Genomic DNA, 17,522 nt, shown 5'->3' on the forward strand with positions numbered 1-17,522 from the left:
ACAAAGGTTATTCATATGGTGATGTTTCCTGCCGATAAGATGAGCTTGCGTAGAATGTACGACGATATTTCGAGACGTTTGGCCGCATCAGGAGTAGGAGATGCGGCAACTTTCTTGAATTATGGTTACGTGTCCGTTGGTGATGGTGACGAATCAAAAGTCGATGTTCCCGCCCATTCGCTGAACGGAAACTCTATACGGCTGGTTTTGGAGTTGATCGGAACTACGGAACTGGATGGGCGAACGATCCTGGACGTAGGTTGCGGACGCGGGGGGACAGTTGGGCTTATTGCGAAAATGTTCGATGTGGAGATAGTTGGGATAGATTTATCTCCTGAGGCGGTCATGTTTTGCCGCAACAACTGTGGCGCACCGTCGGCGCGCTTTGACGTCGGCGATGCTGAACATTTGCCATTCGAAGACAAGGTGCACGATGTTGTCGTCAATATTGAATCGTCTCACGGATACCCTGATCTGGGTAAATTTCTGAGTGAAGTCAAGAGAGTGTTGAAGCCGGGTGGTTGGTTTCTTTACACTGATCTACAGCCCTTTGAGAAGTGGGACTATATTCGTTCGGAGCTTTTGCGGCTCGGTTTCGTAGTAAAAGCGGATCGTGACATTACGGCCAATGTTCTCGCCTCTCGCGATGAGGCGGCACCCCAGAGTGTGAAAGCTTTCGGATCGGAGAGTGAAGCCATGAATAGCTTCCTTGCGGTTCCGGGTTCAGAACTTTATGAGATGATGCGCCAGAGAATCTTGGAATATCGAATAATCCGGTGCTGTCTGAAATAGGCGGCATGTCTCCTGGAGCCGAGCGTGCGGGTTGGCCGGTGGTTTCGTCTCGGTGTCGTTTGAGTGCGGTATTGAGCAGTTCGACCGACAGCAGCAATGCCAGTGGCGGCAGGCAGCCACGGCGATAGCGAAGATGCTCAGCTCCGACGCGGCAGCGATGTCGGCGCACAAGGGACAGGGTGACCCCGAGAAGGAATGAATCGAAAGCAGCGGCTAGGCGCGCGCGGTGGCCGCACCCCACTCGTGGGCCAGTGCGGCCGCCTCGCCGCGTGAGCCGACGCCCAGCTTGTCCAGGATCTTCGCCACGTGGAACTTCACCGTGGACTCGCTGATGTGCAGTTCCCGGGCGATATCCCGGTTGCGCCGACCGCGGGCCAGCTGACCCAGCACCTCCAGCTCCCGCGCGCCCAGCACGGTCAGCGGGTCCTCGCGTGGGGTGTCCGGCGGTCCGAGCGGGACCTCGACGGTCACCGTCGTGCCCCAGCCCGGCACCGCGTCCACCTCCAGCCGCCCGCCCAGCGGGCCCAGCCGTTCCCCGACCCGGCGCGCGTCGAGGGCGCCGCGGGACAGCGCGCCGGGGCCGTCGTCCCGCACAGTCGCGCGCAGTTCGGCCGCGCCGATCTTCCAGCCGACATGGATCCGCCGTACCTGCCGCTGGTCGTCCAGCATTGCGTGTACGACGGCCCGGACCACCGCACGGGCCGTGGCAGCGACGTCGGCGGGCAGCACCCGGTCCGCGCCTTCCTCCGCGCCGGGCGTGCCCAGCTCCAGCAGCACGCCGCGGGGGCGCAGGACGCGGCTCAGCGACTCGGCAAGCCGGTCGAACGCGTCGCCGACCCGCTCCTCTGCCATCGCGAGGTCCAGTTCGGCCCGTGAACGTAGCTCGACCAGCGCGGTGACGGCGAGGTCGACGGCGCGGGTCCGGGCATCCCCGTCGCCCAGAGAACGGTCGCGCAGGACGCCGAGCAGGGCTGTCAGCGCGGCCCCGTGCGCGTCGCCGAGGTCGGAGATGGCCATGGCGCGTGCCGCCGCGGCCGCCCGGGACACGGCCAGCCATTCGGGCGCGGCCTCATTCCGCAGGCCCTCCCAGTGGGCGGTCACCATGTCCCACACCGCCAGGGCGGGCGCCAGGTCCTTCTCCGGCACCGGGGTGTCCTCGGTCCGCACCAGGACCAGCAGCGCGCCCTGCTCGGTGGCGTTGCTGGCCAGGGCCAGCACGGGCACCTCGACGCCCGCCATCGTGGCCCGTCCCTGCCAGGCGCCCCGCGCCGGCACCAGCGGTCGGATCGCGGCGAGGTCAGCGATCGTGACGGACGACCTGGGCGCGCCGGGCGACTTACCGTAGGTCTTGAACGGCGCGAACGGGCAGTTGGCGGACAACTGGGCGAGCGCCCGGTGGGGGATCGCCTCGGCGAAGGCCGCGGACAGCCGCGACTGGGTCTCGCTCAACGGTGCCCGGATCACCTCGACGGCCGACATCAGGTCCATGGCTCCGAGCATAACGGGCGCGGCGCACGTCCCGGCTGCTCTTTCGGCCAGGGCGAACTGGCCGAACGACTGGCCATCCTGGAGCCGGTCCTCCTCCAGGATGGAGCAGTCACCGATCATGGGAGTAAGAGATGAAAGCGATCGTTTACGGCGAGTACGGCGGTCCGGAGGTCCTGCGGCTGGAGAACGTCGAGGAGCCGCACGCCGGACCCGGACAGGTACGGCTGAAAGTCGCGGCCGCCGGCGTCAACCCGGTGGACTACAAGATCCGCAGGGGCTGGATGCAGGACATGGCGCCCGCGTCCCTGCCGGCGATCCCCGGCCTGGAAGCGGCCGGCGTAGTCGACGAGGTCGGGGCGGGCGTCACCGGTGTCGCGGTGGGCGACGAGGTGGTGGCCTGGACCGTCACCGGCTCCTACGCCGAGTACGCCCTGGCCGACGACTTCGCACCCAAGCCGGCCGGCCTCGGCTGGGAGACCGCCGCCGCGCTGCCGGTGGCCCTGGAGACCGCGGACCGCGTGCTCGACACCCTCGGGGTGACGACCAGGGAGACGCTGCTGGTGCACGGCGCAGCAGGAGCAGTGGGCGCGTTCGGCGTCCAGCTCGCGGTGGCTCGCGGCGTCACCGTCGTCGGCACCGCGTCACCGCGCAACCACGACTACCTGCGCTCGCTCGGCGCGATCCCGGTCACCTACGGCGACGGACTCGCCGACCGGGTCCGGGCTCTCGCGCCGCAGGGCGTCGACGCGGTCTTCGACGTCGCCGGACAGGCCGCCCTGGAGGTGTCGATCGAACTGCGCGGCGGTACCGACCGGATCGTGACGATCACCGACCTGCGGGCCTTCGACCTGGGCATCGTGTTCTCCGGCAGTAACCGGCGGTTCGGGGTGCAGCTCGCCGACTACGCCCAGCTCGTCGCGGATGACGCGCTCGGCGTGCGCGTCGCCGCGAGCTTCGCGCTGGCCGACGCCGGCCGAGCACACGAACTGAGTGAGACCGGCCACCCGGGCGGGAAGGTGGTCCTGATCCCGTAGCGACGTAGGACGGCCCCGGCCACAGGAGAGTGGGTGCGGACACTGGTAAACGGCGATTCCGTCCACATGGCACCAGGCGACCTGCCGCTCACCCCCCACCTGGACCTGGCACGAGCACTATAACCTCGGCACGGAGCCGAGATCTGTTCGACTGCCCGGACCTCCAGGCTGCTCTCCCCTACGGGCGGGAACTCGACGTGAACACCCGCCTGCGTGGCGCGGCGGGATGACGACGGCGTATTCGTGCGGGGTGGTCAGCGGCCCCTCCCGTGAACGGGTCCATGTGGTCTACGGGTCAGCGTTGCTCACCGGCGCGGGACGCGTCGCCGAGAGCCCGATCCTGAAGGCGCTCGGGTGGCAGCCCGGCATGCCGATCGCATCCAACCCGCACTTCCCGGGGTCGCCACCGTCACCACCGTCTCGAAGGCGGAACACATGGTCACTCGCAACGGCCAGTTGGCGATCCCGGTCGCAGTCCACGGGCTGACCGTGCTGAGCCAGGTGCGGGCGATGAGCGAGCCGCCGGTGGTGGCGATGCTGACGACCTTCGACACCGATGAATACATCGTCACCACTCTGCGTTCCGGCGCAGCGAAATTCCTGCTGAAAGACAAACGCTCACCTCCGAATCGGGTGTGGGCAACCTGCCGATCCTGCTGGACCAGCTGGCGAAGACATTCGCGAACGAGACCGCCGACGCCGCCCATGTCGATGAAGACATCCCGGAGCTGAAGAAGTCCGCCGAGGGTGTGCTCACCCTCTACAAAGACCTCGCGCGATCCTGTCGCGCCCACCGCTCCGCGATCCTGAAGTTCCGGACGCACTGGGCCAACTGCTGGTCGATCTCGCTAAGGACCTCGCTCCGCCGGGTTCGGGTCTGAGGCCGATTTCGAGATGCCGGAGAAGGTGCTCGGCACAATGCGTTTCGGCCCGCTGTTCAAAGACGACGCACGTCTGTGCGAAGTGCTGTCCGCAGTGCCGGCCCCTCCGTCGCTGCTGAGTAGACAACCCTTGGACGAGGTCGAACCGGGCAGGCTCCAGCGAGTAGGCGACGGGAACCTGCTGCTGGTGCTCGAAAACAGCGCCACGTGGTCATCGATCGTGAACAACTTGCCGTTGCGGCACAATGTCGGCCACGTCGCCATATATCCAGCTCGCAACGCATTACGGATTCTCACCGGACTGGTGCCATGCCAGCGATCCCCAATCGAAGGGCATCGTGGAGAACCTGTGTGGGTATGCCCAGCGTGATCTGGCGGTGCCGCTATTGACCGAGGCCGCTATGCGCGGGGCGGCGGTGAGCCTGCGCGAGGCCAACGCGGCAGCGAAAACCTGGTGCGCGGAGGTGAACTTGCTGGTGCATTCGGAGATCTGCGCGGTCCCCGGCGAGCGGGAGTTGTTGCGGCCGTCGCCGTCGCTGCGGCTCGAGATCGGCGCACCATCGGTCACCCGCACCGTCGACCGGCTGTCGTGCGTTCGTTACGGATCGGCACGCTACTCGGTGCTCACCCGCCTGATCAGCGAGAAAGTGCAGATCGTCCTCGACTGTGGCGCACTGCTGGTGCTCGAACCGCACCCGAAAACCACTGCCGAGCGACAGTTCTGCGCCCTCGGTGAAGACGCCGAAGCGTTCCTTGTCGGCGCGGCCGCGATCGGCAACACCCGCCTCGCCGCCGAACTCGAGATCCTGCTGGCCCCGGCGAGCACCGGCTGATCGAGCAGGACTGATCGGCCACCGGCTCCCCGAACCGGCACGCGCCAACGCATGCCGGATCAGTCGGCGACCAGCGACTCCGCCGCCCGCTGGTCGAACTGGAACGGCGCGGCGTTCACCCCGTCCACGATGCCGGCATACCGCTGGAATTCTCCGTCCGGGTCGGGTTCAAGTCCGGGCAGGGCCCGCAGCGTCGCCCGGAACGCCACATTGGCCTCCATCCGGGCCAACGGTGCGCCGAAGCAGCGGTGCAGGCCGGAGCCGAACGCCAGGTGCCGGTTCGTGGACCGGGTGACATCAAACGTGTCCGCGTTCTCGCCGCTGACCGCCGGATCGCGGTTGGCCGCGCTGAACCACAACGACACCGGCGTCCGCGCCGGGAGCGTCACCCCGTCGCCGAGTTCGACGTCGGAGACCGTCAGTGCCGGGCCGACGGGGAACGGCGGGCAGAACCGCAGCACCTCTTCGCCGGCCGTGCGTATCCACTCATCGTCGTCCAGCCTCGACCGCGCCTCGCCGAGCAAATCGAACTCGCTGAGCAACGCGAACAGGTTCGCGATATGGGTGCCGGTGGTGTCCTTGCCCGCCGCGAAGAATCCCCACAGATAGCCGAGCACCTCGTCGTCGGTGATCTCATCGCGGCGCCAGGCGGCGATGATCACGTCGATCAGATCGTCCTTCGGCGCCGCCTCGCGCTGCTTGACCACATCCCAGAAGTAGGCCCGCACCTCCGGCGGCTCCGGCGCGACCTGGTCCAGCCCCGGGGTGCGCTGGTACTGATCGATGTAGTCGGCCAGCCACGGCTCCAGCGTCGCGGGCAGCCCGACCAGCGCGCACGTGGTCCGCATCGCCAGCGGGTAAGCCAGTTCCGTGGCCAGGTCAACCGTTCCGGTTCCCTTGTCCACGATCGCCCGCAGCAGTTGGCCGGTCAGGTTCCCGACCTCTCCGGTGAGAGTCTGCACCGCACGGTGGCGGAACCACGGCTCGACGAGGTCGCGCAGCACACGGTGCCGCCCCGGGGAGCCGTCGGCTCGCCGCACGCCCGCAGCCCAGACGAACGACCAGGTGATATGCCATGGCTGCTCGGGAGGCAGCCAATAGGAGGCGTCCTGGGTGAACTCGGCACCGGTGGTGTCCATCATGGCCCGCCAGATGTCCTTGTGGCTGCGCAGATGCGCGGTGCCGTCCTCGATGAAGGCGGGGCCGGGATCGCGGAAGCGCGAATCGCGCAGGAAGTCAGAGGGTTTCATTGATCAACGATAAGCTGATTCTCACCGCCCGGTAGATCCTGACGCGACGGCCGGCCGCGGCCCGCCCGGCGCTGACACCCCACTACCTTGTCCAAGGGCCGGATGCGATTGCTGACAATAGGATTGGGCACCCTTCCTGGGGAAGCCGCGGCGACCGGTGTCGACTTCCGTGCCCGCGGACGACGTGCTGACGAAGCGATCGACGTGCTGCGTCTGCTGTGGTCCGGCTGCGAGGAGGGCATCAGTTTCCGGGGCGAATTCTTCTGTTTCGACAACCTCGTGCAGTTTCCCAACTTGCTGCCCGCGAATGGAACCAAAACGCCACGATGCGCCGCGAAGATCTCCTCGATACCGCCCGCACACAGCAGACCAGCGCGAACATCTGACGCGGTGACACCCGCTGTCCAGCTCCGATTCTGGCGATGTTCTTCAGTCGCTCAACAGGATTCGTTTGCGGCGCACATCCTGGCCCTACTCACTCCGGCTCGACCGTGACCCGCGCCGCGAACTGTTGGTCCCTCCAGCTGGTGTATCAACCACACAGCGCCAGTTGGGTGAGAGCCCGAAGTGCGTCGTCGATGGGGTGGGGCTGTGGCTTCCCCGAGGAGTCGAGTTGGTTCCATCGCTGCAGGTTCACCGCGATGGACATTTGCCGTCTGCCGTCAGCGCTGGTCATGGACATCGCGCCGCCGCCCCAGACGGAGCCCTCATGGCCCCAGTATGTGCCGTGACCGGGCACCGTCATCTTCTGCAGGCCGAGGCCGTAGTCGAGTGTCTTTCCCTCGAAGGAGATGACCGCAACGGTACGTTGCATCTGCGCCAGCGACGATCTGCTGATGATCTCGCCGGCCAGCAGCAGGCCGAAGAATCGGTTCAGGTCCGCGACAGTCGATATCAGCGAAGCCGACGGCCCCACCCACGACATGTCATAGACGCTGTAGTCGCGCGGCGGGTCGATCATGCCGAACCACGCCTCGTAGTGCAGTGAGTGCGGTCCGTGGACATACGGTCCGGCCGGGAGCTCAGTGTCCCGCAGCCCGGCCCGCTCGATGATGTCGCGAGTGATGCATTTCTCCGCCGAGGTACCGGTCACCGACTCCAGGAGTTGACACATGAGCAGGTAATTGGTGTTCGAGTACACCCCCGGGGTGCCACCCGGGGGCCCGGCAGCAGGCGCTGAGACCCCCATCTCGATCAGCTCGGTCGGGTGAAACCGGGTGAACCGGTTGTCATCCAGGCTCTCCGGTGTCGTTTTCGCCAAGGCGGGGAAGGCCGCGAGTGACGGGTAGGCATGCGGGAGGTATTCGGCGAGGCCGCTGGTGTGGTTGATCAACATCCGGACCGTGATTGCCGCACCTCGTTCGCAGGGAACCAGCCGTGGCAGGTAGTGGCCGATTGGTGTGTCGAGCTCAATTTCGCCATCGTCGACCTGCCGCAGCACAGCGGCAGCGGTGAACGTCTTGGTGATGCTGCCGACGCGGTGTCGCATATCGGCCGTGACGGGGCGGCCGGTGGCGACATCGGCGACTCCGGTGGCGCCACCCCAGATTTGGTCGTCGCGCACCTCGGCGAAAACTCCGGGCATGCCCGCGCGATGGACGGTCTCCAGGGCGGTCTGTAGCTTCTCGGGATCGAATGTGTTGATCACGCCACCACTATCGACCGACCGCTCCCGCCCGGTATTGGAAAAATCTTCCCCAGGCCCGGTACCGGTGCCGGGCGATGGTGGGCAGATAGTGCGCCCTCAGTGCCCCTGGCGTGTGGTCCGCGAATATCGACACGTCTCGGCATAGATGAGCCTGATCGGTGTACCCGCAGTCCGCCGCGACGTCGGCAGCGGGTCGTTCCGCCAGCAGACCGTCGACCGCGTACCGGAACCGGACCAGCATCGCCGCCCGCTTGGGTGTTAGGCCGATCTGGGACTCGAACCGCGCCCACAGCCGCTTATGGCTCCATCCGAGGGATTCGGCGAGCTCACCGATCTTCACCTGGCCACGGGAGGTGAGTATGCGATTCCAGCTGGCAAGCACCTCCGGGTCAGGCGTCCGCATCGGCCTTTCGCATTGTGCCAGAAACGATTTCGCCACTGCGAAACGCTCGTCCCAGGTCCGGGTGGACGCGAGTTGCTCACGCAGTCGCTGAGCTCGCCATCCCCACAGGTCCTCCAGAGCGACCACACCCCGGCCCAAATCAGTTGGGGAAACACCCAACAGCGAATACGCCTGTATCGGCGACAAGCGAACCTCGATGCACTCTGCCCGCTCGCCACGGACGCGCATGGCCTCGGCGGGAAGCCCGACAACGAAGCCTCCGAGGGTCCGCCGCCCGACAGCGTCGTCGACGATCAGCTCGCGATCCCCGAATTCGATCACCACGGTGATCGCCGCTGTCCCGGCAACCCGAAGATCCAACCCCGCGCCACCCGCATCGCGGTAACCAATGATCGCGGCGCCCAGCGGCGGCACGGCATCGGCCGGACCTGCGAAATCCCACCCCCCATCAGGCTCGCGGCCGAAGTCTGCAGCTCCCACCCGTCCAGGCTACGGAAAGGTGAGGACCCACCATCGCCCACGCAGGCCCGTTCGGACGATATCGACGCCTACACCGAACGCACGAAAAGTAGCCGCCTATCGCGTGTTCTAGGGCAGGCGCGCTGAACGGGGGTCCGGGAACATCCACGAGAATGTCACGCTACGGCCGGGAGGATCGCCGTGGACAGGCCAGGATCAGCGAGGGCGGGCCACGTTCTGGGGGTACTGTCCCTCCACGTTGCCGGGTGGGTTGTAGAGGGCGACGGCGACACTCTTGCCGCCACCCGATACCGAGTCGCGTGCTGGCCTTCCACACCACCTGCGTGAAATGCCCGGTTGCAAAGCGGAATCCGGGGTCGTTGAAGTCGTAGTCCTTGATCTCGTCGTACCACATCCTCGTGCCCATATCGACAAGGGATACACCGCCGAAGTTGCCCTCGGCTATGACGAGGTTTTCCCCGGCCCCGTTCTTGTAGGGGCAGCTGTGATCGATCGAGCCCTTGGCGGCGTAGTACTTCGCGCACTGCTGGGCCAGGTTGTTCAGGTTCTGGGTCAAGGTCATGGCGGGGGAACCGTGCTCGGCCCGGTACTTGTTGTGCAGGGTGAGCCCGGTCTGCGCGTAATCGCTCTGTCCGGCGGCGGGGCCTCCGCCGGCGACGAGCGCGGCGAGCATCACCGCGACAACAACCGACACCAACCGACCGACACGCACGACGACCTCCCGAGGCAGAGCAGACCCAACAGAAACGAACCACACATACCCCCGGAAGCCCACAGGCCGTGAACATTTCGGGACCCGGTGAGCCTACCGGGTCTCGCCGCACTGTTCCTCAAATTCCCGACATGCGCCCGGCCCCTTCAGGGAGGTGGCACATATCGGGGATCTGAGGAACATCGGCGCAAAGAAATACGGGTAGCAGCCCATCCGTACAAGAGAGTCTGGATCGCCTGAGTCGCGCCGGCGCTACCGCCAGTGTTCGCGACTCGATCGCGCAGCGGGGCGGCTCAGCGCCAGTTCGGTCCTCGAACAACCTTCAGATAGTGCGCCGCTATCCGAAGTAACTGCTTAGCGACCGGCGGTTGATCGCTGGTCATCCGCACCTCGTCCCCGACGGACACGCGGTAGTACGCCCTATTTCGGTGCCTTTCTCGGCCCACACCTGCCACATCCTGTGCGGCTTTTCCTCGGACGCTCACCACCACGACTCATTCACCGCAGCAGCTCGGGGCGGTTTGACACCTGCACTTGCATGCCGATGCCGATGGACCTACCTCCATCTCCACAACAGCACAGCGACAACAAGATTCACGCTTCTACATCACGACCTCCCTGCCACCTTCAGGACACACTAACGCCTTGGCAGGGAACACAATTGGGCTCTACAAGACCGAAGCGATCCGCGAGGACTCCCGTTCTGGTTCGGCCCGCTGCATCGCCTCTCGATGTCGAGCAGCTCACCTGGATCTCCTGGTACAACGAATCCCGGCTCATGCATCGGCTCGGCCGCACACCACCGGTCGAGTACGAAGCCGACTACTATGCCAACCTGACCCAGCAACAAGCTGGAGACAGACAACCCGGTGTGCACCAAACCCGGGGGAATTCAAGGAGTTTCTGCTGTGCGTAGCCACAAGTTGCCCGCCTTGCTCGCCATCGCCACCGGACTGGCGCTGGCTGCATGTTCGGACAACGAGCCGTCGGCCACACCCACTACGCAGACGACGGCCAAACTCTCCGCGGTACCCACGACAGCCGCGGAGCAGCAGTCGACCGCGGCGTTCACACCGGCCGGGACCACATTGTCGATCGGCGGCAAGGCGATCGTTCCGTTCGAATTTCAGAAGAAGAACGGCGCGGTCGGAATCACCGTAACCAAGATCGACAAAGGCGACCCCGCCGATCTCGCTTCGCTGAAATTGGGAGACAAGGCCGCGGGTATGACCCCCTACTACGTGCGGATCCAGGTCAGTAATGAGAGCGGCTCGGAATTCGCCAACTCATCGTTGCGCTCACTCGGCGGCCTACTGGCCGATGGTAAGGAAGCGAAGAAGATCGCCGTGATAGGCACATTCGAGAAGTGCGACAACGAAAGTGCGGGTAAGGATTTCACTACGAATGGAGCGACGTACCAGACCTGCTCCGTAGTACTGGCGCCCGGCTCGGCTACGGTGACCAAAGCGTCCTACGCCGACCCCGGCGCCAAGGAACAGGGCCAAGACTACGGCCGCAAGCCGATCATCTGGGGGTGACCCCGAGCTGAGGTGGCCGCACCGGCACTGCACGGTAATCCAGCCTTCCACGTCTTCGGCCTCGGCTGGTCGGCCAGGGCATTGGAATACCGATACGACGGCCGCCTCGTACGCACCGCGTCCGAGGCGAACCAGATTCCCGATGTGGACGAATACGTTCGGCTCAGCGGAGGCAACTTCGGCTGCGACTGCGTCAATGGAAAGATCACCCTTGCCGGTCCAGACCCCAGTGGACTGATCCGCGTCGCGTTGTGGTCATGCCTGCAACGCTCGGCCAACGCTGCCTGTCGTGGGGTATGTGCGCAACGAACCGTCCGAGGGTCCGTTCGGCGCGGCCGTGACCGTAGACGTCGGCGACGTCGAACAGGGTGACGCCGTGTTCGTAGGCGCGGTGCAGGCCCTGCAGCGCATCGTCGTGGTCGATAGGCCCCCAGCCGATCGGTAACCCGAGATTGGTGGTGGGCCCGCCGATTCCCAGCATCTGATCCCGAGTGCAGGTGGCGCGAAAGCATGGCGATAGGAGACGATGACACAGCAGCCACGGTGAGGCTCCGAAGATCGTGTAGGAACCTTCATGGTCGACAGTCCCGCCGCGCTTGCCACGAAACCACCCTCCATCGTCGTATGGAAATAACGAAACCACAGTTCACACAACACAATTCCGACTTCGCTCTCGCTAGTTGTCGGTGTAATGAATCCGGACGGCTGCCGCGGGCCGGTGCCAACAGGACGGAAGACAGAGGTTGATGCCGGAAAAGAAGTATTCGACCGACCGCCACCTGGTCGGGCGCGCCATTGCCGACATCACCGGAGAACCGGCCGAGGTCGGCATGCTCGGCTATGGCAAGGCCGATCAGAAGACCACCGGAATACACATCCGGTTGCGAGCCCGCGCTTTCGTCTTCGTGGACCCGATCTCCGATCGGCGGGTGCTGCTGGTCGTGACCGACCTCCCCCTGATCTTCTCCAGCATCACCCAGGAGGTGCTGCACCGCCTGGTTCAGCGCTTCGGCGACACCTACACCGAGTCCAACGTGATGCTCACCGCAACCCACACCCACTGCGGGCCCGGCGGCTATTCGCACCACCGGTTTTACAACAGCTCGATCGGGTTCCGCCCCAAGACCTTCGCGGCAATCGTCGACGGCATCGTCGAGGCGGTGGAGCGGGCACACGAGGATCTCGCACCGGCCACCCTGCGCCTGATACACGGCGAGCTGCGCGAGGCCAGCGTCAATCGCTCTCGTGCGGCATTCGACCGAAATCCGCAGGAGGACAAGGATTCCTTCCCCGACGCCATCGACCCGCAGACGACCTTGCTGCGCATCGATCGCGAGGGCGAACCGGTCGGCGCCATCAACTGGTTCGCCTCGCACGGCACGTCGATGACCAACCGAAACACGCTGATCAGCGGCGACAACAAGGGATACGCGGCCTATCACTGGGAGCGCGTGGTCGAGGGCGTGGACTACCTGGCGGATCCGGACCCCGACTTCGTCGCGGCATTCGCGCAGACCAACGCCGGTGATATGTCGCCCAACCTGGACGGCAGGCCCGGTCACGGCCCTACCGGCGACGAGTTCGAGAACACCCGGATCCTCGGCCTGCGCCAATACGAGGCCGCAGCGAAACTCGCCGCGGGGTACATGCCTCGAATGGCCGGCAGCATCGATTACCGCTTCGTGCATATCGATCTGTCCGCGGTGACCGTGTCCGCGGAGTTCACCGGAGACGGGCGCGAGCACCGCACCGGCAGACCTGCCTGGGGTGCGGCCGCCTTCGCCGGCGCGGGGTTCGACGGACCTACCCACTGGAAGACCTTTCACGAAGGCCGTAATCCGGGCTGGGATCTGCTGTCGCGGTTGGCGTATCGGTTCGCGCCCGCATTGCGGGATGTGCAGGCGCCCAAGGCGATCGTTGCTCCGGGCAGGCTGCTCAATCGGTTCGGGCCGTACGTGCAAGAGATCGTTCCGGTGCAACTCGTCCAAATCGGCGAGCTGTATCTGCTCGGTATTCCGGGCGAGGTGACGATCACCGCCGGCCTCCGGTTGCGGCGCACCGTGGCGGCCATCCTCGGCGCCGAGCTGGCCAACGTCCTGGTCGCCGGATACACCAATGCCTATATCCATTACGTCACGACTCCCGAGGAGTACGTCGTACAGCACTACGAGGGCGCGAGCACCTTGTTCGGTCGATGGGAGCTGCCGGCCCTGCAGCAGATCGCGGCGCAGCTCGCGACCGCGATGCACGACGGCAACGCGGTACCGTCCGGTGCCGCGGCACCCGATCTGTCGGAGCTGCAGCGGCCGTCGAAAACCACACCTCCGCCAGACTTTCCGCCAGTGGGACGGAACTTCGGCGACGTGCTCACCGAGCCGGAGCCGGCGTATCGCGCCGGGGAGCGAGTGAGCGTCGAATTCGCCGGTGCGCACCCCAACCACGACCTGCATCGCGGCAAGACTTACCTCATGGTGCAGCGCCGGAACGGGGATCGCTGGCGAACGATCGCCGACGACGGCGACTGGACGACCACCTTCAGCTGGTCGCGTGGCCCCGCCCAGAGCTCGCGAGTCACCATCGTCTGGCACAGCCCGGCCGACGCAACACCCGGCAGCTACCGGATCCGGTACTTCGGCGACGCCGTGAAGCTCGGCGACGACCGCGTTCCCTTCAGCGGCACCTCACCCGAGTTCCGGATCCACGATGAGGATCACGGCAAATGACCACACCCACATCCGCGATCCGCACCGGACTCGCTCGCTGGGCCTGTTGCCGCAGGGCACCGGGGTACAGTCCACGATCCAGCAGTCATGCAGCCAGAAGTCGCTGGATCGTGCCAGCATCCGGATGACCCGCTTGACCAGGCCGAGTCCGGCCCGCAGGCGCTTGTTGTAGCCGGACTGCTGAGGCAGATCCGGGAACATACCCCTCGAGTGCTTGCGGGCATATCGCAGCCAGTGTGTTTCGGAGGTGAATCCGAGCAAGGCCTGGGCGACGGCGACACAGACCAGTTCGGAGCCGGTCAAAACCGGTGGACGGCCGGTCCATCGCGGGCCTGCCAACTCGTCATCGATCTTCACCTACAGTGCCGTGATGAGGGTCTCGAGGTCTGTCGTCACACACGGATCATCGAGACCCTCACCATTTCCGCAGGCCCAGACTTCGGACTTACTCGTCTAGGAGACCACTGGGCGGCGTAGGAATTCACCTACAAACGGCGCTGGAATTCGCTGGCCCCACCACATGGCGGTGCTGCTCGACGATCCGACGCAGCGCCAGCCATCGGCAAACCGGATGAGCCGGTGCGCGCCATCGGTCGAGAGCTCCACCGATGATCTCGGGTCCCACCGATGATTTTTCGTCCCAGGCGGTGTCTGTATCTCTGGGAGGTATGACATGACCGGTATATTGGATGCGGCCGAACTGCGGCAGGTGTGCCTGGACGCCGGAGCTGACGACGTCGGCTTCGTGGCACTGGACACGCCTGGCCTGGAGGGGGAGGTCGACTATGTGCGCGAAGCGCTTCCGAGCACCCGCTCGCTGATCGCGGTGTGTGTGCGGCTGGCGCGGGACAACTTTCGCAGCCGGGCGGCCAGCATGGTCAATACCGAGATCGACACCGCGATACCGGTGCTCGACCGGATCGGCCACAAGATCAGTATCACGTTGCAGGACCGTGGATTTCGTGCCATGTACCCGTCGGTGACGTTTCCCGTCGAAGCGCACCGACTGCCGAGCCGTGGTTGGACGGTGTCGCACAAGCCGGTGGCGGTGGCTGCGGGGTTGGGCCACATGGGAATTCATCGCTGCGTGATCCATCCGAAGTTCGGCAGCTTCATCGGGCTCGGCACCGTGCTGACCGACGCGCGGATCGCACCGTATTCCCGGCCGCTGGACTGGAATCCGTGCCTGGGCTGCAATCTGTGCGTGGCCGCGTGCCCGGTGGGCGCGATACACACCGACGGCAGTTTCGACTTCAACAGTTGCTACACCCACACCTACAACCAGTTCGTGAACAACTTCGCCGACTGGGTCGAAACCATGGCCGACAGCACCGACGCCGACGATTACGACCAGCGCATGAGCCCGGGCGAAACCACCATGCAGTCACGCCGCCAGTATCGTTCCGGCTACTGCGTCGCGGTGTGCCCAGCCGGTGAGGACGTGATCGGGCCGTATCTGGCCGACCGCAAGGGCCACCTGCAGTTGGTGCTGCGCCCGGTACAGCGCAAACCCGAGAACATCTACGTCAGCGCCGGATCGAACGCGGAAGCCCACGCGCGCAAGATGTACAAGCAGAAGACGGTGCGCTACGTGGATACCGGGATCATGCCGCCCGATGGTGTCGACGCAGCGCCGGAGCCGAAATGAACGACGCCGAGCGGTTGTGGAATCCGCTGCACGTCCCGGTCGAGCGAGGCTCGCGTGAGCGGCCGCATCCGACGGTCGCGGCCGCGCGGGCCCGAGCCGAGCAGGCGCCCGCCGGTGAGCCCGCGGACCTCGACGCCGACTGGCTGCGCGAGATATGCCTGGGCGCGGGCGTCGACGACGTCGGATTCACGGCGCTGGCAACGCCCGGCCTCGAGGGCGAACGTGACTACGTCCTCGAGGCACTGCCGGGCACCTGCACCCTGATCGGATTCTGCCTGCGAACCAGTCGCGACAACCTGCAGAGCAGATCGACAAGCGCCGCCAACCGCGATGTCGCCACCACCCAGGAGTTGGCGCACGAAGCCGCCCGGCACATCTGCCTAGAACTGCAGCGCCGCGGCGTGCGCGCGCTGTATCCGGCATCCGGATTCCCGGCCGAGATCCACCGATTCCCCAACCGGAGCTGGGTGGTCTCGCACAAGCTGGTGGCGGTGGCCGCCGGGCTGGGACAGATGGGGTTGCACCGCAACGTCATTCACCCGAAATTTGGGACCTTCATCGTGCTGGGCACGATTCTGATCGACCGGCCGGTCTCCCGGTACTCGCAACCGGTCCTGTCGAATCCGTGCATCGACTGCGGGTTGTGCGTGATCACCTGCCCGGTCGGCGCGATCCATGCCGACGGGGGATTCGAGTTCGACGCCTGCTACACGCACAACAATCATCACGAGCTGTCCAACTTCGCGGGTTGGGTCGAGGAGGTGGTGGACAGCGCGGACGCGGACGACTATCGGCGGCGGGTCACACCCAGCGAGACCTTGTCCGTGTGGCAGAGTCTGTCGTTCCAACCACAGTTCCGCGCCGGATACTGCGTCGCGGTGTGCCCGGCCGGTACCGACGTGCTCGGCAACTTCCTCACCGACCCGGACGGTCACGCTCGCGACGTGGTGGCGCCCCTGATGCGGAAACCGGAGTACGTCTACGTCGACACCGGCTCGGCCGCCGAGTCACATGTCCAGTCCAGGTTTCCGCACAAGACGGTTCGTCATCCCCGCCGGATGACGGTGCCGGAACCCGAGATCGATCCGGTGCCGGAGCGTCATGACCAGTGACGGCGACCTGCGGCGGGATCTGCCGATCTTCGAGACCTATGCCGGCGAAGGCGGCGCGCGGCTCGAGATTCATCCCTGGTTTTTCGTCGCCGGACAGCAGTATCTGGGCATGACCCGGGTACTGCCGCCGGGAACCGGACGCGCGCCGGTGCACGTCCACACCGGCGTCGTCCAGCGTTCGTTCCTGCTCGCCGGCGCGCAGGCCCGCTATCGGAATGGCGGGCGTACCCGCACGCTGTCGCCCGGCGACGAGATGATCATCGAACCCGGTGTGCCCCACACCGATCCGTACAACAACACCGACGCGCCCATCGTCGTCCGCAGCCTCTACACGCCGGGACCGGTTTGGTTACTGTCGTTCGCCAGAACCCTCGGGCAGGCGCTGCGGGACGGAAAGGTGAACTCGCAGCAGGAACTTCACCTGCCACATCTACTGATGATGCTGGGGACACCGGGTTCGGTGACATTCGCGGCGGGAATTCCGCTCGGTGTGCAGCGGCGGATCCTGCTGCCCGCTGCCACCCGTTTCGCAAAGCACCAAGGTCATGCCCTGGCAGCGGGCTTACGCGCCCACATCTTCCGTTGACCGGCGGGTGTCGTGGCACGGTTCGGCCGCAAGCCGGTCGGTTCACAACCATACGTGTGCGTACACAAACCGCACGGATCATCATTGCGGGTGTGGAAGCTCTTCCTGGCGTATTCCGTGCACGGTGTGGTCGGATGGTGATCAACAAGGCATCGACCCGAGGCCCAGATGCCCAGCGAACGAGTCGCCGGACTTCTGCCACCGTCGCCATGGGCTGGTTCAGTGTCAATTGTGGTCGATTTGCTGCTGAACCAGTCGAGGAGCTCGCCGACACCGGCGTCGTAGCCGGTGACGTGCACTCCGGACGTGTAGAACTGCGCGGCGGCACCGCCTCGACGGACGAGGTCGGCCAGATCCGACAGTGTGGAACTGGTGGTGGGTCGGTGCCCGCGGT

16 protein-coding genes and 2 pseudogenes are annotated in these 17,522 nt (G+C 65.5%); 11 read left to right on the forward strand and 7 right to left on the reverse strand.

Annotation, left to right across the window (positions count from 1 at the left end):
- Window positions 1–15 precede the first annotated feature (15 nt).
- The gene (locus tag OH799_RS06815; RefSeq protein ID WP_406276817.1) at window positions 16–792 is read left to right on the forward strand and encodes a class I SAM-dependent methyltransferase; all 777 of its coding nucleotides are present in this window, start codon (window positions 16–18) and stop codon (window positions 790–792) included.
- Between the two features lie 213 nt (window positions 793–1,005).
- On the opposite strand, the gene OH799_RS06820 is transcribed toward OH799_RS06815, so the two are convergent.
- Window positions 1,006–2,400 carry a LuxR C-terminal-related transcriptional regulator gene (locus OH799_RS06820; RefSeq protein ID WP_406276819.1) on the reverse strand — a complete coding sequence of 465 codons (1,395 nt, stop codon included), beginning with the start codon at window positions 2,398–2,400 and terminating at the stop codon, window positions 1,006–1,008.
- Between the two features lie 11 nt (window positions 2,401–2,411).
- On the opposite strand from OH799_RS06820, the gene OH799_RS06825 reads away from it, so the two are divergent.
- The 3 genes and pseudogenes from OH799_RS06825 to OH799_RS06835 all read left to right on the forward strand — a co-directional run.
- Window positions 2,412–3,314 carry an NADP-dependent oxidoreductase gene (locus OH799_RS06825; protein WP_406276821.1) on the forward strand — a complete coding sequence of 301 codons (903 nt, stop codon included), beginning with the start codon at window positions 2,412–2,414 and terminating at the stop codon, window positions 3,312–3,314.
- 635 nt (window positions 3,315–3,949) lie between these two features.
- The gene (locus tag OH799_RS06830) at window positions 3,950–4,195 is read left to right on the forward strand and encodes a hypothetical protein (protein ID WP_406276823.1); all 246 of its coding nucleotides are present in this window, start codon (window positions 3,950–3,952) and stop codon (window positions 4,193–4,195) included.
- Window positions 4,196–4,449: 254 nt separating this feature from the next.
- Window positions 4,450–5,007, forward strand: a pseudogene (locus OH799_RS06835) (IS21 family transposase); the annotation flags it as partial.
- An 80-nt stretch (window positions 5,008–5,087) separates the two neighbouring features.
- On the opposite strand, the gene OH799_RS06840 reads toward OH799_RS06835, so the two are convergent.
- Entirely contained in the window at window positions 5,088–6,278 is a 1,191-nt protein-coding gene (locus tag OH799_RS06840) for a cytochrome P450 (protein WP_406276825.1), read from the reverse strand.
- 87 nt (window positions 6,279–6,365) lie between these two features.
- On the opposite strand from OH799_RS06840, the gene OH799_RS06845 reads away from it, so the two are divergent.
- Window positions 6,366–6,773 carry an LLM class flavin-dependent oxidoreductase gene (locus OH799_RS06845; RefSeq protein ID WP_406276827.1) on the forward strand — a complete coding sequence of 136 codons (408 nt, stop codon included), beginning with the start codon at window positions 6,366–6,368 and terminating at the stop codon, window positions 6,771–6,773.
- Between the two features lie 37 nt (window positions 6,774–6,810).
- On the opposite strand, the gene OH799_RS06850 is transcribed toward OH799_RS06845, so the two are convergent.
- The 3 genes from OH799_RS06850 to OH799_RS06860 form a co-directional block, all read right to left on the reverse strand.
- On the reverse strand, window positions 6,811–7,926 hold the full coding sequence (locus tag OH799_RS06850; RefSeq protein WP_406276829.1) for a serine hydrolase domain-containing protein: 1,116 nt from the start codon (window positions 7,924–7,926) through the stop codon (window positions 6,811–6,813).
- A gap of 7 nt (window positions 7,927–7,933) precedes the next feature.
- Window positions 7,934–8,809 (reverse strand): helix-turn-helix domain-containing protein, encoded by an 876-nt coding sequence (locus OH799_RS06855; RefSeq protein WP_406276831.1) that lies wholly within the window; start codon window positions 8,807–8,809, stop codon window positions 7,934–7,936.
- A gap of 160 nt (window positions 8,810–8,969) precedes the next feature.
- The gene (locus OH799_RS06860; protein ID WP_406276833.1) at window positions 8,970–9,521 is read right to left on the reverse strand and encodes a CAP family protein; all 552 of its coding nucleotides are present in this window, start codon (window positions 9,519–9,521) and stop codon (window positions 8,970–8,972) included.
- A gap of 639 nt (window positions 9,522–10,160) precedes the next feature.
- Here OH799_RS06860 and OH799_RS06865 point away from each other — a divergent pair.
- A pseudogene (locus tag OH799_RS06865) lies at window positions 10,161–10,437 on the forward strand (hypothetical protein); the annotation flags it as partial.
- Window positions 10,430–11,059 (forward strand): hypothetical protein, encoded by a 630-nt coding sequence (locus OH799_RS06870; protein ID WP_406276835.1) that lies wholly within the window; start codon window positions 10,430–10,432, stop codon window positions 11,057–11,059. The pseudogene OH799_RS06865 and the gene OH799_RS06870, both read left to right, overlap by 8 nt.
- 205 nt (window positions 11,060–11,264) lie before the next feature.
- Here the strand turns inward: OH799_RS06870 and OH799_RS06875 are convergent, their stop codons facing one another.
- Window positions 11,265–11,540 (reverse strand): aldo/keto reductase, encoded by a 276-nt coding sequence (locus OH799_RS06875; RefSeq protein ID WP_406276837.1) that lies wholly within the window; start codon window positions 11,538–11,540, stop codon window positions 11,265–11,267.
- A 265-nt stretch (window positions 11,541–11,805) separates the two neighbouring features.
- Here OH799_RS06875 and OH799_RS06880 point away from each other — a divergent pair, with 265 nt between their 5' ends.
- Window positions 11,806–13,782: a neutral/alkaline ceramidase gene (locus OH799_RS06880; RefSeq protein WP_406276839.1), complete on the forward strand. Its 1,977-nt coding sequence runs from the start codon at window positions 11,806–11,808 to the stop codon at window positions 13,780–13,782.
- Here the strand turns inward: OH799_RS06880 and OH799_RS06885 are convergent.
- Window positions 13,741–14,139: a hypothetical protein gene (locus OH799_RS06885; RefSeq protein ID WP_406276841.1), complete on the reverse strand. Its 399-nt coding sequence runs from the start codon at window positions 14,137–14,139 to the stop codon at window positions 13,741–13,743. The genes OH799_RS06880 and OH799_RS06885 overlap by 42 nt on opposite strands.
- Before the next feature lie 316 nt (window positions 14,140–14,455).
- Here OH799_RS06885 and OH799_RS06890 point away from each other — a divergent pair, with 316 nt between their 5' ends.
- The 3 genes from OH799_RS06890 to OH799_RS06900 are packed head-to-tail and all read left to right on the forward strand — an operon-like array spanning window position 14,456 to window position 17,128.
- Window positions 14,456–15,430, forward strand: coding sequence for a 4Fe-4S binding protein (locus OH799_RS06890; RefSeq protein WP_406276843.1), 975 nt, complete (start codon window positions 14,456–14,458; stop codon window positions 15,428–15,430).
- Complete coding sequence (locus tag OH799_RS06895; RefSeq protein ID WP_406276845.1) at window positions 15,427–16,542, forward strand: 4Fe-4S binding protein; 1,116 nt, start codon at window positions 15,427–15,429, stop codon at window positions 16,540–16,542. Before OH799_RS06890 ends, OH799_RS06895 begins: the two co-directional genes overlap by 4 nt.
- A complete protein-coding gene (locus OH799_RS06900) occupies window positions 16,532–17,128 on the forward strand; it encodes a cupin domain-containing protein (RefSeq protein WP_406276847.1) in 597 nt (198 codons plus the stop codon). The genes OH799_RS06895 and OH799_RS06900 overlap by 11 nt, the downstream gene beginning before the upstream one ends.
- The last annotated feature ends 394 nt before the right edge of the window (window positions 17,129–17,522 follow it).

Origin of the sequence: Nocardia sp. NBC_00881 (assembly GCF_045207455.1) — a bacterium.
GTDB lineage: Bacteria > Actinomycetota > Actinomycetes > Mycobacteriales > Mycobacteriaceae > Nocardia.